This is a genomic window from Nonomuraea antimicrobica (assembly GCF_039536965.1).
GTDB classification, from domain to species: domain Bacteria; phylum Actinomycetota; class Actinomycetes; order Streptosporangiales; family Streptosporangiaceae; genus Nonomuraea; species Nonomuraea antimicrobica.
In genome coordinates, this window is sequence record NZ_BAAAZP010000023.1 from 1 (window position 1) to 12,820 (window position 12,820).

Annotated in this window: 15 protein-coding genes; 9 read left to right on the forward strand and 6 right to left on the reverse strand. The window is 63.9% G+C overall.

Going from position 1 to position 12,820, the window contains the following annotated elements; translation table 11 throughout:
* Nucleotides 1–400: 400 nt before the first annotated feature.
* A complete protein-coding gene (locus ABD844_RS08065) occupies nt 401–1,228 on the reverse strand; it encodes a hypothetical protein (protein ID WP_344874549.1) in 828 nt (275 codons plus the stop codon).
* Nucleotides 1,229–1,504: 276 nt separating this feature from the next.
* Between ABD844_RS08065 and ABD844_RS08070 the strand changes: the two genes are divergently transcribed.
* Nucleotides 1,505–1,633, forward strand: coding sequence for a hypothetical protein (locus ABD844_RS08070; protein WP_344874551.1), 129 nt, complete (start codon nt 1,505–1,507; stop codon nt 1,631–1,633).
* Nucleotides 1,634–2,055: 422 nt separating this feature from the next.
* Here ABD844_RS08070 and ABD844_RS08075 read toward each other — a convergent pair whose 3' ends face one another.
* Entirely contained in the window at nt 2,056–2,766 is a 711-nt protein-coding gene (locus ABD844_RS08075) for an HNH endonuclease family protein (protein ID WP_344874553.1), read from the reverse strand.
* Nucleotides 2,763–4,055 (reverse strand): AAA family ATPase, encoded by a 1,293-nt coding sequence (locus ABD844_RS08080; RefSeq protein WP_344874554.1) that lies wholly within the window; start codon nt 4,053–4,055, stop codon nt 2,763–2,765. Before ABD844_RS08080 ends, ABD844_RS08075 begins: the two co-directional genes overlap by 4 nt.
* Before the next feature lie 695 nt (nt 4,056–4,750).
* Between ABD844_RS08080 and ABD844_RS08085 the strand changes: the two genes are divergently transcribed.
* Nucleotides 4,751–5,989 (forward strand): helix-turn-helix domain-containing protein, encoded by a 1,239-nt coding sequence (locus ABD844_RS08085; protein WP_344874556.1) that lies wholly within the window; start codon nt 4,751–4,753, stop codon nt 5,987–5,989.
* A gap of 61 nt (nt 5,990–6,050) precedes the next feature.
* On the forward strand, nt 6,051–6,284 hold the full coding sequence (locus tag ABD844_RS08090) for a hypothetical protein (protein WP_344874558.1): 234 nt from the start codon (nt 6,051–6,053) through the stop codon (nt 6,282–6,284).
* 293 nt (nt 6,285–6,577) lie between these two features.
* Here the strand turns inward: ABD844_RS08090 and ABD844_RS08095 are convergent, their stop codons facing one another.
* The 3 genes from ABD844_RS08095 to ABD844_RS08105 form a co-directional block, all read right to left on the reverse strand.
* Nucleotides 6,578–7,132 (reverse strand): AAA family ATPase, encoded by a 555-nt coding sequence (locus ABD844_RS08095; protein ID WP_344874560.1) that lies wholly within the window; start codon nt 7,130–7,132, stop codon nt 6,578–6,580.
* A complete protein-coding gene (locus ABD844_RS08100; RefSeq protein ID WP_344874562.1) occupies nt 7,129–8,157 on the reverse strand; it encodes a P-loop nucleotide/nucleoside kinase family protein in 1,029 nt (342 codons plus the stop codon). Before ABD844_RS08100 ends, ABD844_RS08095 begins: the two co-directional genes overlap by 4 nt.
* A 247-nt stretch (nt 8,158–8,404) precedes the next feature.
* Nucleotides 8,405–8,776, reverse strand: a complete 372-nt coding sequence (locus ABD844_RS08105) for a winged helix-turn-helix domain-containing protein (RefSeq protein ID WP_344874564.1) — start codon at nt 8,774–8,776, stop codon at nt 8,405–8,407.
* A gap of 148 nt (nt 8,777–8,924) precedes the next feature.
* On the opposite strand from ABD844_RS08105, the gene ABD844_RS08110 reads away from it, so the two are divergent.
* From ABD844_RS08110 to ABD844_RS08135, 6 genes are all read left to right on the forward strand, one after another.
* Nucleotides 8,925–9,254, forward strand: a complete 330-nt coding sequence (locus ABD844_RS08110) for an SCO3933 family regulatory protein (RefSeq protein WP_344874566.1) — start codon at nt 8,925–8,927, stop codon at nt 9,252–9,254.
* On the forward strand, nt 9,247–10,581 hold the full coding sequence (locus tag ABD844_RS08115) for an FtsK/SpoIIIE domain-containing protein (protein ID WP_344874568.1): 1,335 nt from the start codon (nt 9,247–9,249) through the stop codon (nt 10,579–10,581). The genes ABD844_RS08110 and ABD844_RS08115 overlap by 8 nt, the downstream gene beginning before the upstream one ends.
* Nucleotides 10,582–10,602: 21 nt before the next feature.
* Nucleotides 10,603–11,301, forward strand: a complete 699-nt coding sequence (locus ABD844_RS08120) for a DUF2637 domain-containing protein (protein WP_344874570.1) — start codon at nt 10,603–10,605, stop codon at nt 11,299–11,301.
* Nucleotides 11,302–11,310: 9 nt separating this feature from the next.
* Nucleotides 11,311–11,640 carry a hypothetical protein gene (locus ABD844_RS08125; RefSeq protein WP_344874572.1) on the forward strand — a complete coding sequence of 110 codons (330 nt, stop codon included), beginning with the start codon at nt 11,311–11,313 and terminating at the stop codon, nt 11,638–11,640.
* 12 nt (nt 11,641–11,652) lie between these two features.
* Entirely contained in the window at nt 11,653–11,814 is a 162-nt protein-coding gene (locus ABD844_RS08130; RefSeq protein ID WP_344874574.1) for a hypothetical protein, read from the forward strand.
* A 250-nt stretch (nt 11,815–12,064) separates the two neighbouring features.
* A complete protein-coding gene (locus tag ABD844_RS08135; RefSeq protein WP_344874576.1) occupies nt 12,065–12,763 on the forward strand; it encodes a replication initiator in 699 nt (232 codons plus the stop codon).
* Nucleotides 12,764–12,820: the final 57 nt, after the last annotated feature.

Sequence of the window (12,820 nt, forward strand, 5' to 3'; positions counted from 1 at the left end):
ACGTCGGACTCGCGATCATGCTGTGATCAGCAAGTGCCCGCCGAGGATGAAAACAGCTCACTCTGATCGTCTTGTCCCACACAAGGTCAGAGAGCGATGGACGGCTGCCGACGGGCGCTGACGGAAGCTGACGTTGTCGTCAGCGATGTCGTCAGCAGAACCGCCCCATTCGGTGGCAAGGCCCGACGAAGGAGGGTCGCGGCAGCCGATCGCCCAACCCCGTGCATGGAGTACCGAAGTCAGCGATCGTCACGGCTGCACCCGATGACCACTTGATCCATGGGGAAAGGGCCAGACTCCTCGTCAGTACTCTTTCGCCCCGGTGAAGCGGTGGATGCAGGCCGGTGCAGTGTGATCGCGTAAGACGGTGCTGCTGTTCATCATTTCCGTGGACGTGACCTCAGTCGTCGGAGACGATTTCCTGATCGATCTCCTGCACCTTCGTAAATCTGACCCAGCCGTCATCCGCCGACCACCGGAACCCGTCACCCGAATCCCACGTGCTCATGGCCCACACGTCTGTCACCTCGGCAGGAAGATTAGGCGCAACCGTCGGAAGCGGTGCGGAATCTCTCATCAACAGGTCGGCCACCTTGAAGGGGGCAGTGGTGAAGCTTGGGAACAGAACGAAGGCATGGCGGCGCGGCGCGGCCGACTTGGCGAGCTTGCGGAGGACATCCGCCTGTCCGGCCTCCCGAAGCCAGTCGCTCACCCAGTGAGCCAGGGCATCCCCAGTGTCGGCGACGAACCCGCCCGCTTTGTCGCGTGGCAGGTCGATGGTGAAGTACACACTCCCAGGGAATTCGGTGCCGCTCTGGTTAGCACCCACGATGCCCAGCTTGAAGGCTCGCGCGAAGGTCGGGTCGCTGTTGTCCCACCGGGAGAATTCCCGGACCCCACGCTGTTCCCAGTCGGTCAGCAGCGCGGGAAGTGCTTGGAGAAGAGGCTTCACACGTGTCGACGGCCGGAGTATCAGGAACCATCCACCGAGAAGACTGGAGTAGATACGGCGTCCCTGACCATTCACCAGTTTCCACAGCTCGATACAGTCGCCGTCAGCCGCCGCACTGACCTCCACCGCTCCCCAGAGAGCTCCGTCTTGAGAGAACAGGTTGAGGTCGTGCATGCCCGGCTTTGAGCCATCGTCGTATTGGCGCACGTTCATCCCGGGCAGCGCGGCCCGGATACATGCCAGAAGCCATCTTTCCTCGGGGCGAAGCTTTCCCATATGGGCCATGATCCAGCATGAAGGCATCAATCATCACCGGTATTCGTTCACATGGAACACTACCTAACCGAGCCAGGCTTCCGGCATGAGCCGTGCGGTGGTCTTCGAGGTCGGTGAGCGCCTCGTCGACGAAATCCGTTTAAACGAACCAGCCGCCTGTGCAAAACTTATCGATCAGCACGCTGAGCAGGGATTACGGCTGCGATCGACTCGCGTCATTTCTAACAGGTCGCGGCGCTCCCATGAGCGGCGCCGGACAGGACAGGAGGCCGTTTCATGGCGACCTCTAAGAAGGGATCACGGCTCATCACCGTGGACGGCACCGCCTTCCGCTGGCGGGTCCGTCGTAAGCCCACGTACTGCCAGGCGAACAGTTCGGGGCCGCTAACCTTCGCGGTGGACTAGCCGAGGCCCGGGGCGTTCTCCTGGTGTCACTTCCCTGCTCTCGTCCGGATGCGTGGTACGGAAAGCGAACAATCGCTATACAGCCGGCACTCGTGACGGCGACCATACGCCATGCCCTTGATCGCGGCTTGGATCCGCGACGGGCGGGTAACGCCTTCGACGTCAGTCTCACGGATGACGACCTGACTGACGTGATACGGCCAACCGCCTTACTACAAGGTCCCCTTCATGCGGAGATAACCAACTCAACCCCCCACGACGAACGTCCGCTTTCGGGCGGATCAATCACCCTGCCCAGGCCCTTCCAACCCGAGGCCAGATGGTGCTGGGCCGCCACAGCCCGATGCTGCTGGTAGCCGACGTTGTCATCAGGACTGCCGTCATAGAGTCGCCCACTAATCGATGTCACGACATCGACGGCATCACAGTTTCAAGGCCTGCAGTGCCTCAAGCACTTCTGGCCCGCCGAGGACGATTTCAGCGCCAGGGTTAGAGATAGCCCGATACATAGCATGAAGAACGTCAACAAAGGGTTGCTTCTGAAGTGCGTTCATCATCTTAATGGCTTCTCTCAAATTTCCAGCTTCCCGTAAGCGCAGATACTCTCGCAACATCGCTTGACATCTCGGAAAAGCTAGCTCTCTTCCACGTCGGAGGTCCCCACGATTAAGCTGGAAGACCTCTATTGTCGCCTCCCCTTTGGGGGTACTTGCGCGATAAGCACCGGTTCGAAGGATGAGTCGCAAATGATCAAATGGGTCTTCAGACGTAGGGTCGACAAGAAGTGGGGCGCCAGCGCCATCGCACGGAAACCTGTCTCTTTTGGCATTGCTATTGCAGGACGAGCACGCCAGTAAGTGGTTGATCCAATCGAACGTGCGAAGCGGTGATGAATTAATCGGCTCAAAGTGGTCGATGTCAGTCCCTCGACTGTCGCCGCAATACATGCATCGTTCCAGAGCTGACGACATCTCCCGAAGCGCGACACGAACCAGCTCTGTTTCTGTACGAGCGCTACTCCACGCACGGCGCGCAGCTTGAACACCAGCGCCGATCAGCTTCAGTTGCTCCGTGCGCGCTTGAAGCTTTTGAGATGAATTAACTTCAAGATCTACACGAGCGATTCGGATCAATCCTGTCTCCCAAAGCGCGAAGAGATTTCGTCAACGCGAGCAGAGAGCGAACTCTCAAGTATCTCGCCCAGCTTCCGGTACTCCGCAATCTCAGCTTCCGATGCGGTTCCGGTGAGGACTTTTTCCTCTAGATCCCCAAGGGTACGCCTAAGATCTTCTGCGTGCCTGGAATAGGGACTATCGACACCAAAAAGTTCAGTTAGAATCGCATCGTCGCCACTGCCGTAGACTACACGCTCATAGAGTTCCTGATCGACAATATGAGGGGCTTTAAGCTCATTTGGTCCTGGAAGAGCAATTAGGCCACTGGGGTCTGCGCTTTGGCAGATGTACGGACTATGGGTTGTTACAACGAACTGCACAAGAGGGAAGTGTGCCTTCAGCCACTCGCCGATTTTCTTTTGCCAGCCGACATGAAGGTGATTTTCGATCTCGTCAACCAGAACAACCCCGGGGTAGGCCAGAGTCGGCGTAGCGCCATCGCGAGTAATTCGCAGGCTACCGTAAGCGAGATGCATCTGCCGAATAATGTCGACCACGAGAGCGGTGACTGTCCTATAGCCCTCACTCATTTGGCGCAGGGGAAGTTCGTCGCTATCATCTTTCGTTAGCCATAGGCCTTTGGAGTCGACACGGGAAACCTTGTGTCCATCGGGAAGCATTCCGTCTGCTAGAAGTGTGAGAACAACGTCGAGAAGCTCGGCCGCTCCTGGGCGATCCTCCAGCGCATATAGATGCTGTTCAATCAGCCAGCTTACGCCCTCAACAAGGCTGACATCCTGGTTAAAGAGCGTTCGTAGCCCCGCATACATTGCAGAACGCGACTGTTCCACACGGCCAAGCGCTACTGGTGATAGGCGGCGGAATGGTCCATACCCCGCAAAGAACCATCCTTCTCCTGGGCCGAACCTCGGAGTGCGCGGTCCTCGACTCTTACTTGTCCAACTCGGAGGATTGAATTGGTCTTCAGCATCATTCCATCGCAACTCAAATTGTTGAGGCCCGAAATCCAATCCACCGTCAAACTCCGGATCCTGAATGACTGTAACGCAAATTCGGGAAATTTCGCCTGCTGGAGCACTCCCCCAGCTTCCCAGGTCGCGCACAAAGAAATCTCCAACGATCCCGAGTGCGATTGCTTGCAGTATTGTCGTCTTACCAGAGCCGTTCCGACCTGCAAGGACAGTCCATCCCCGATACGACCCATCGGGCCGGATAAAGTTCAGGCTTACCTCTCGCGGCCCGGAAAACCCACGTATCCCTTGGATGACAAGCTTCGATACATACATGCTGAGCCTCCTTCCAAAGGTCCTCACGCCAGCAGGACAACTCTACGGTCTTCTAGCAGCTGAGCAGATGAGAGTCACATACTGGCTTGGATCCATCTTGGCGTCCACAAGGACCGAGGTTGACATCGGATGGCGGCGGTCATCTCCTCGTCGGGCAGGCTCTGCCATGCCGGACCACACGTCCTGGGTCAAGCGGCCGGTCGTATGTCTATGTTCCCGGTGACTCTACGCGCGCTGAGCGTCTGCCCGCACACGACGGCTTCATGCTCGCGGCTGGTCCGGCAGCTCCTTGGGGCACCGGCGAGGAAATGACCGCTTTCCACCTCAGCCCGTGTCGCTCATCTCTGAGGAGGGCCAGGGTTCGGGGCGGGGCTCCGGGGTCTTCGGCTGTCACCGTCGACATAATGCGTCTCGGCTGGCTCGACCTGCTGGTGAGAGGCTTCGCCAGCGATGGTGTCCGTCGTGGGCGCGTGGGCGGCGCCGACCGCGACCGGCCGAAGAGCCGCAGCGCGGTCGGCTGGTCGGCCACGTGCCGCGGGCCGCCGCAGGCGGGCCGCCTTGAAGACGTAGGGAAAGTTCTCATCCGGTCGATCGTCGATCTTGTGTCCCGTTCCGGGACATGGACGTCAGTTGTTCGCTGGCAGGCAAAGGGGGTGCGTCGTAGCCTGAGGATGTCACCTTTCGGGAGGCGGGCTGTGGACGACGACACCAACGGTTCCAGTGCACCAGTACGCACTATCGGCCAGCGCATTCAATACCTGCGTGAGCGTCGCGGCATGACTCGGGAAGTCCTCGCCGGCCTGGTCGGCAAGTCCGAGAGCTGGCTGAAGGCCGTCGAGCACGGCCGCCGTCAGCAGAATCCCCGGCTGCCGATCCTGTTGCAACTCGCTGAGGCCTTGCGCGTTCGCGACCTGAGCGAGCTCACTGGCGACCAGTCCATACCTGTGCGGATGTTCACCGGTTCCGGTCATCCGGCGCTGAGCGCTGTCCGGGAGGCTGTCAACGCCGTACCGATCCAGCCGAGCGGCACCGTGCAACCGCTCACCAGCCTTCGGGCGCGGCTCGATGCGGCGTGGCGGATCAGGCATGCCTCTCCAGATCACCGCACTGCCCTCGGTGATCTGCTGCCCGACCTGATTCGCGATGTCCAACTGGCCGCCTGGATGTACCGAGGTGAGCACCGGCGCACCGCCCAAGCGCTGCTCGCGGAGACTTACGGGCTGACCCAGATGTTCGTCGCCTACCAGCCCGCGCCGGACCTGCTGTGGCGGGTGGCCGATCGGGCGCTGACTGCCGCGCAGGAGTCAGAGGATCCGCTGGCGTTGTCGTGTGCGGTGTGGTTCCTCGCTCAGGCGCATCGGGACGCCGCCGACTTCGACGCCGCACATGAGATCAACAGGCAGGGAATGGCGGCCATTGAGTCGCACATGGACGACCCGGGCACGGACCTGCTCGCCATGTGGGGGGCGTTGTTGTTCGAGCTGGCGTTCACCGCGGCACGTACCGGCGACATTGGTGAGGCGTGGCGGCACTGGGATGAGGCAGCGCGGGTCGCGGATCGGCTTCCTGACGGCTATTACCAGCCGTGGACCTCGTTCTCGCGGGTGATCATGCGTCCGCACGCCGTCACCCTCGCGGTTGAGCTCCATCAGGGTGGGGAGTCGGCGCGACAGAGCGAGCACGCCGAGTCCGTACCTATCCCGTCCCGTCCGCGACGTGGCCGGCATCTGATCGAGGTGGCTCGTGCCCACTCGCTGCAGCGAGACCATGCGGCGGTCCTCGGTACGCTGCAGCTCGCGTACCAAGCCGCACCGGAGACCATCCGCTACAACGGCTACGCACGTCGGATGACCCTCGACCTGTGCGAGACGGGTCCGGCCGCTCTGCGGCCTCAAGCAAGGGAACTCGCGGACCATATCGGTCTGATGGTTTGACAGAAGCGAAGGGATACAGAGTGTGTCCCTTCGCGTACACTGCGGCTTCTATGGTCGTCGCATGTCACCTGAACAGGATTCAAAAGAGCGCTACGACCTCGACGTTCTTCGCGCGGCGTTCCCGGCCTGGGTGCTGTTCTGTAGCGACGCGGGCGTGTTCTACGCGACCCGGCGTGGTGTGCACCTCCGGGAGGCCGACATCGACAAGGGTCTGCAGCAGACCGTGAGTGCGGACGACGCGGAGGCCTTCGTGTCGTTGCTCCGAGACCAGACTCGGATGGCGGTGGGGTTGTGAGTGGTTGTCCGCCCCCGCACTCCGGCTATCACGGTCCGCACGTGACGCCTTCCCAGGCGGGGGCTGTACGCGTGGAGTGGACGCCGAGCAGGCGTCGAGCTGACCGCCTCCGGATCCGCGACCATACGTGCACGTGTACGTACCCCATGTTCGAATTCTGCGCGGCCGGTCGGTTGTGGTTCGTCCGGCGCCACTCGGTTGAGGATCCCGCGTGCATCCTGGACAGTCCGTGGATGTCCGCTCGGGCTGCGCAGGAGTTGTGGTTGCAGATCCTCAGCGGTCAGGCGCGATGACTATGGGGTGTCCACGCGCCCGTTGAAGAAGACGCGGGCGGTCTGCTCGGCGATCTCCTGTGGGGTGGCCCGATCGGTGTGGAAGCGACGGGCGAACAGGCCGTCGTCGTTGGCATCCAGGTCGGCCAGTGCCTCGTCCCATGCCTGGAGGCGATGGGTGGTGTCGTGGTCACCGCGTTCGCGTGAGCGCTGCTCGCATACTTCGCGCGGGATCCAGAGCAGGACGACGAGCCACGGGGCGGCCCGCACCAGCCGGCGGATACTGGAAATGTCGCCCAGGTGGACGACCGGCACTCGACCGGCGGCGGCGAGTTGGTCGACCTGGTCGCGGTCGATGGCGTACGTGTTGCCGTAGCGCTGGGACTCGACCATCAACCGTCCGTCGCCCCGCAGTTTGGCCAGTTCCTCCGCGCTGACGAAGTCGTATTCGGTGCCACGCCGGTTCCCCGACTTGAGCTTGCGGACCAGCGTGAACCGCGGGTCGAGCTGGGCGAGGGCGGTGGTGATGGTGCTCTTGCCGCTGGCCGGTGGGCCGTACAGCACGATGCCCATCATGTGAGGATCCGTTTCAGGGTTTCGCGGGTCTGGTCGGCCAGGCTGATCGCGGCGCCGAGCCGGTTGTCCACGGTGATGTGTGCCGTGGATGGGCTGGTCTCGGTGTTGAGGCTGCTGACGTACTTGTCCCAGTTGCCGAGCTTCCAGGTGTCGCGCGGGGCTCCGCGGAACTCGATGTACTCCCGCATGGATTCTGGGTCGCAGCGCACCCATACCACCGCCACGTCGATGCCCTTGGCCGCGCACCGGTTGGTCAGGCGGGACACCCAGTCAGGGTCCGCCAGCTCGGCGATGAACGGGGCCGACAGGATCGCCGAGGTTCCGACCTTGAGGTTGTCGAACGCGGTTTCCATCAGGCACCGGTACTCCAGGGGCCGGACTTCGCGCAGGTAGAGATCGGTGTGCCGGTCGTGGGGGTCGCCGCCGAGGGAGATGAGCAGGCGTTCGACCATGGCGCGGGTGAGGGAGTCCTTGTCCAGGAAGGCCCAGCCGGTGATGTCGGACAGGAAGCGGGAGAACTCTGTCTTGCCGGATCCGGCGTAGCCGCCGACGAGGGTGAGTATGGGCTTCGGGCTGCCCTGTCCGTGGCGGCGTCGCCAGGCGTCCACGACGCGGTTGAGAAGTGCGTTCTGTTCGGCGTTGGATGGGGTGCCCGAGACTTTGAGCAGCGTTTCTTCGATCACCTGCGCGGCGGCGTTGTCAGTGGCGGGATCGGTGGGTTGAGGCAAATCCGAGATGGAATTTTCCACTTCGGTTATTTCACCGGGGAGCGGCAGACGGAAACCCAGTGCGGGTTCATTTGCCTGATATAGGAGACAGTACGCTCTTCGGTAGTGTGGTCCGGGATACACCGATCCATGCTCGTGTGCCCAAATTGTCTGAAAGTTGGCGGCCGGCGCGGAGAGGCCGTGGCGTGCGGCGACCTGGCGTAGCTGGTCACCTGCGGCTTCGAGGGTGAGCCCGTGTGCTTCGCGGTGTCGGCGGAGCACCAGCGGTTGCCATCCAGGGCGGTGAATTGTCTTCATCGCATCCTTTTGCGCACTTCAAGGGGCGTGCAATGTGTAAGCGCATGTGTAACCGCCGTGCAGGCAGCAATGCAGAAGCTTAGCTAACGCTCCGTGATACTCAACCGCGCCGATGCGCGATGAACTAACGGCATCCCCGCCGGGATAACGAGCGATCAGAAATGGGGTGCCGGGGTGACCGAAAATCAGCAGATCATCAACGAACTTCAGACCATCCGGTCTGAAATGGAGGAGTTGGCCTGCCGAGTCAGCGAGATCGCTTCGGCCCTTGGAACACGGCCTTCTCCAGATCCGCGATCCGCTCGCCGAGAGTCGCCAGGGTGCTCCGCATCTGAGCGAGCTGCTCCATGACCTCCGACGAGGTGCCGGCTGGCGCCTCGACCGACGCTGCCGCGTCCTCGCGGACGAACACGCCCTTGCCCTGCTGGCCGACGATCAGTCCCTCGGTGCGGAGCACGCTGATCGCCGCTTTGACCACGCTGGCGGACACGTCGTAACGCTGGCACAACTGGGCGGTCGAGGGCAGCGCAGCGCCGGGCGCGAGTGAGCCCGTCCTGATCTGCGTACGAAGGTCGTCGGCTATCTGGAGGTAGCCGGGGCGACCGGTCTTCTCGACCATCCGTGGCCTTCCGTGAGGGTTGCGTGCCCCTCCAGTTCAGCACAGCTCGTACGACATGCCAACCAAGTCTTCGTGGAAGCCCTTGACAACTTAGAATCCTAAGCGTTCTATGTATTCTAAGAGTCCGAACGAATGAAGGAACCACACCATGCGCACCGTCCCCATCCCTGTGGACACCAGCAAGCTCGCCATCACCTGCGTGAAGGCCCCGCGCCCGCGGGTGCTAAACCGCGACACCGGCGAGATCAAGACCGACAAGAACGGCAACACCGTCTACGAGGTGACCGTCTCCGTGGAAGACGAGTTCGGCCGGATCGAACTCGTCAAGATCGGCATCACCGGAGAGCCGCCCATCACCACTGGAGACGCCGTCCAAGCGGTCGGCCTGCTCGGCTACGTCTGGGAGATGGCCGGCCGCTGGGGCATCTCCTACCGGGCCACCGCCCTGCTCCCACAGCAGGAGGCCGCCAGTGTCTGACCAGTTCTACTGGACGCTCGGAGTCCTGGCCGCTGTGGCGGCCGGGCTCTGGGCCTGGCGTCGCTGGCACTACCGCTCGTTCTGGCTCGTGATCGGCTTCCCGCTGACCGCGATCAGCATCCGGGCGAGCTGGCGCAAGGTCGCGCTCGGCTGCGGCCTGACCAAGAAGCGGCAGCGCTTCTGGTTCACCACCGTGCCGGGACTGGTGGCCTCGACCGGTGTCGTCCGGGTCCGGCGCAAGTGGCAGCGCATCGCCGTGGACACCAAGCCGTTCATGTGGCTGCCGCTGCCCACCCGGCACGGGTGGCGCGTCACCCTGCACACCTTGGAAGGACAGATCCCCGCCGACTACGCCGACGTCGCCGAACGGCTGGCCCACTCCTGGGGCGTGCACGCCGTACGCGTGTCCTCCGACAAACCTGGCCGGGTGCGGCTGGCCGCCACCGTCCGGGATCCGCTGGTCAGGGTCGACGAGCTCCCGCCCTCCACCGAACTCCTCAAGGTCACCGTGGGACGGCTGGAGACAGGCGGGCCGTGGGTCGTCGACTTCAAGACCGTGCCGCACTACATCAACGCGGGAGCCACCCAGTCCGGCAAGTCCAACCTCGCCAACGCGCTCATCGTCGGCCTGGCCCCACAACCGGTCGCCCTGGTCGGCTTCGACCTCAAGGGCGGCGTGGAGTTCACCCCGTACGCGCCCCGGTTGTCCGCCCTGGCCACCAGCCGGGCCGAGTGCGGTGGGCTGCTGGACGACCTGGTGACGCTCATGACCGACCGCATGGGCGTGTGCCGGATGACCTCGGCCCGCAACATCTGGCAACTCCCACCCACCATGCGCCCGATCCCCGTCGTGGCCGAGCTGGCCGAGCTGGCCGAGCTGTACCTGATGGCCGACAAGTCGGAGAAGGACGAGATCGCCAAGACCTCCACCGCGCTCCTTCGGGTGGCGCAGCTCGGACGGGCGTTCGGCATCTACCTGTTCTGCTGCGGCCAGCGCATCGGCTCCGATCTCGGTCCCGGCGTCACCGCACTCCGGGCCCAGTGTTCGGGGCGGATCTGCCACCGGGTCAACGATCCCGAAACCGCCACCATGACCCTCGGCGACCTCGACCCGGCCGCCCTCGACTCCGCCCGCGCCATCGCCGCCGAGACACCCGGCGTCGCCATCGTCGCCTCGCAAGACGGCCAGTGGTACCGGGCCCGCTCCTTCTACGTCAGCGAACAAGCAGCCGAACACGCCGCCCGCGCCTACGCCGACCTCGCGCCGTCCTGGGACGAGGTCATGGCGGCCCAGCCTCACCAGACGCCCGACTCGCAGACCGCCTGACCGATCGAGAGGAGGAACAAGATGCGCCGCTTCGCCGCCTGGCTGCTCGACACCGGACCCGTCCTCGTCCTGGCCGCCATCGCGGGCGCCGGCTCCTTCACGCACATCCGCGACACCGCCACGGAGAACGGCCAGGACGGCTGGATGGCCTGGGCCATCGCCATCTGCATCGACCTGACCTGCGTCATGGCCGCCCGTGAGCGCCAGCGCGACAAGAAGAACGGCAAAGCGCCGCGCGGCCTCATCTCCTGGCCCGTCCTCGTCCTGACCGGCGGCATCATCCTGTCGCTGGCCGCCAACCTGCAACAAGCCGCCCCGACAGTCTGGGGCTGGATCACCGCAGCCACCCCGGCCGGCGCCTTCCTAGTCGCGATCTCCATGCTCGAACGCCGCGCCACTGCAACCCGTACCGAACCGTCCCCGGACGTCCCGCAGACGTCCTCGTCCTGGGCGACGGCGTCCCCGTCCGTCCCGGACAGGACACACGCCGTCCCGCAGGCGGACCGTCCCGCCCTCGTCCCCGCCGACGAGGACGGCCAGGACGACGGGCCCACCCCCGACCCGCAACTGATCGACTACGCCCGCCGTGTCGCCGACGAACACCACGCCAAACACGGCAAGCCCATCACCCGCGACCTCCTCCGCGCCCGCCTGGGCGTGTCCAACCAACTCGCCTCGGACCTGCTCCGCAGCCTGCGGACCACACCGGAAACCTTCTGAAGGAGAACCATGCACGACCACCGCAGAGCCCTCATCAACGGCCTGCTCAACCTGGCCATCTTCCTGGAAACCCATCCCGACGTACCCGCCTCGTCCAACGTCACCCTCCACCACTTCCCGGACCGCGACAACGACGACGACCTATGCGCCGAGATCGACCAGATCGCCGCTCGAATCGGCTCCGACATCGACTTCGAGGACTCCCCGTACGGCCACTACGCGACCTCGGTCTCCTTCGGACCGGTCGAGTACCGCGCCGTGGCGATCCTCGCCGCCGCCCGTTCTCGCCACGACGCCGAGAACAGCTACCGCGGCTGCATCAAGCCCGACGCCAACTAGGAGGAAACCACCATGCGCATCCGCCTCGAAGGAAACCGCGCGGAGGTCACGCTCGGCATGATCCACCTGCGGGAAGTCTTCACCGTCACCGCGATGTCCCGGGCGTTCCCCGACCGCGCCCACCCACGCAAGTACCGCGTCTACATCCGCGTCGTCCCGCGCGACAACAGGTGATCACCGTGGACGCCATGCCTGCCCACTACCGCTGCTGCACCTGCAACGGCACCGGCCTCACCGACGACCAGACCTGCGCCGACTGCGACGGCACCGGCATCGACAACCACGGCGCATAACGCGTAGCGCCCCCCGCCTGGCCACACATCCGCCAAGACGTCCGCCAGGCCGGGGGCCATCCACACCAGCGTCACTGGATAGGACGGAACCCATCTTGCCCCACCTTGCCCACCCACACGCTGTAGCCGGGATGATCCACCGGCTCAACCAGCCCGATTATGACCGCTGGGCCTGCCAGATCAAGCGCACCGGCGGCTGCCGCCAGCCCATCCACCTACGCGGCAACGTCGAACACTACGACCAGGCCACCGGCCAACTTCTCCACCGCTACACCACCCGCACCGAACCCAACGGCGTCCTGCGCGTCCCGTGCAAGACCCGCCGCGCCTCCCGCTGCCGCGCCTGCGCCGAGACCTACCGCGCAGACACCTACCAACTCGTCCGCGCCGGCCTCGTCGGAGGCAAAGGCGTGCCCGAGACCGTCAACGCTCACCCGTGCCTGTTCGTCACCCTCACCGCACCAACATTTGGAGCGGTCCACATGCGGCGGGAGAAGAACGGCAAGGTCCTGCCCTGCCACGCCCGCCGCAATGCCGAGACGTGCCCACACGGACACGTCATGTCCTGCACCGCCCGGCACAGCGCCGACGACCCGCGGCTCGGGGAGCCGCTCTGCCCTGACTGCTACGACTACGACGGCTCCGTTCTGTTCAACGCGATCAGCCCGGAACTGTGGCGGCGCTTCACCCTGGCCCTGCGCCGCCGCTTCGCCAGGCTCAACGGACTGACCGTCAAGGCCCTGCGCGAACAGGTGATGATTTCCTTCGCCAAGGTCGCCGAATACCAGCGTCGCGGCGTCGTCCACTTCCACGCCGTCATCCGCCTCTGAGGCGTTTCTGACTTAATGATGCAGATCGCAGATTCTTCAGCCAGCATCGGTGGCTCC

Bases quoted from the DNA above. Each gene is read 5' to 3' on its own strand.
- ABD844_RS08070 (WP_344874551.1), top strand. From the start codon at position 1,505: ATGGCGACCTCTAAGAAGGGATCACGGCTCATCACCGTGGACGGCACC.
- ABD844_RS08080 (WP_344874554.1), bottom strand. From the start codon at position 4,055: ATGTATGTATCGAAGCTTGTCATCCAAGGGATACGTGGGTTTTCCGGG.
- ABD844_RS08110 (WP_344874566.1), top strand. From the start codon at position 8,925: ATGCGCACCGTCCCCATCCCTGTGGACACCAGCAAGCTCGCCATCACC.
- ABD844_RS08130 (WP_344874574.1), top strand. From the start codon at position 11,653: ATGCGCATCCGCCTCGAAGGAAACCGCGCGGAGGTCACGCTCGGCATG.
- ABD844_RS08100 (WP_344874562.1), bottom strand. From the start codon at position 8,157: ATGAAGACAATTCACCGCCCTGGATGGCAACCGCTGGTGCTCCGCCGA.
- ABD844_RS08125 (WP_344874572.1), top strand. From the start codon at position 11,311: ATGCACGACCACCGCAGAGCCCTCATCAACGGCCTGCTCAACCTGGCC.
- ABD844_RS08095 (WP_344874560.1), bottom strand. From the start codon at position 7,132: ATGATGGGCATCGTGCTGTACGGCCCACCGGCCAGCGGCAAGAGCACC.
- ABD844_RS08105 (WP_344874564.1), bottom strand. From the start codon at position 8,776: ATGGTCGAGAAGACCGGTCGCCCCGGCTACCTCCAGATAGCCGACGAC.
- ABD844_RS08065 (WP_344874549.1), bottom strand. From the start codon at position 1,228: ATGGGAAAGCTTCGCCCCGAGGAAAGATGGCTTCTGGCATGTATCCGG.
- ABD844_RS08135 (WP_344874576.1), top strand. From the start codon at position 12,065: ATGATCCACCGGCTCAACCAGCCCGATTATGACCGCTGGGCCTGCCAG.
- ABD844_RS08090 (WP_344874558.1), top strand. From the start codon at position 6,051: ATGTCACCTGAACAGGATTCAAAAGAGCGCTACGACCTCGACGTTCTT.
- ABD844_RS08120 (WP_344874570.1), top strand. From the start codon at position 10,603: ATGCGCCGCTTCGCCGCCTGGCTGCTCGACACCGGACCCGTCCTCGTC.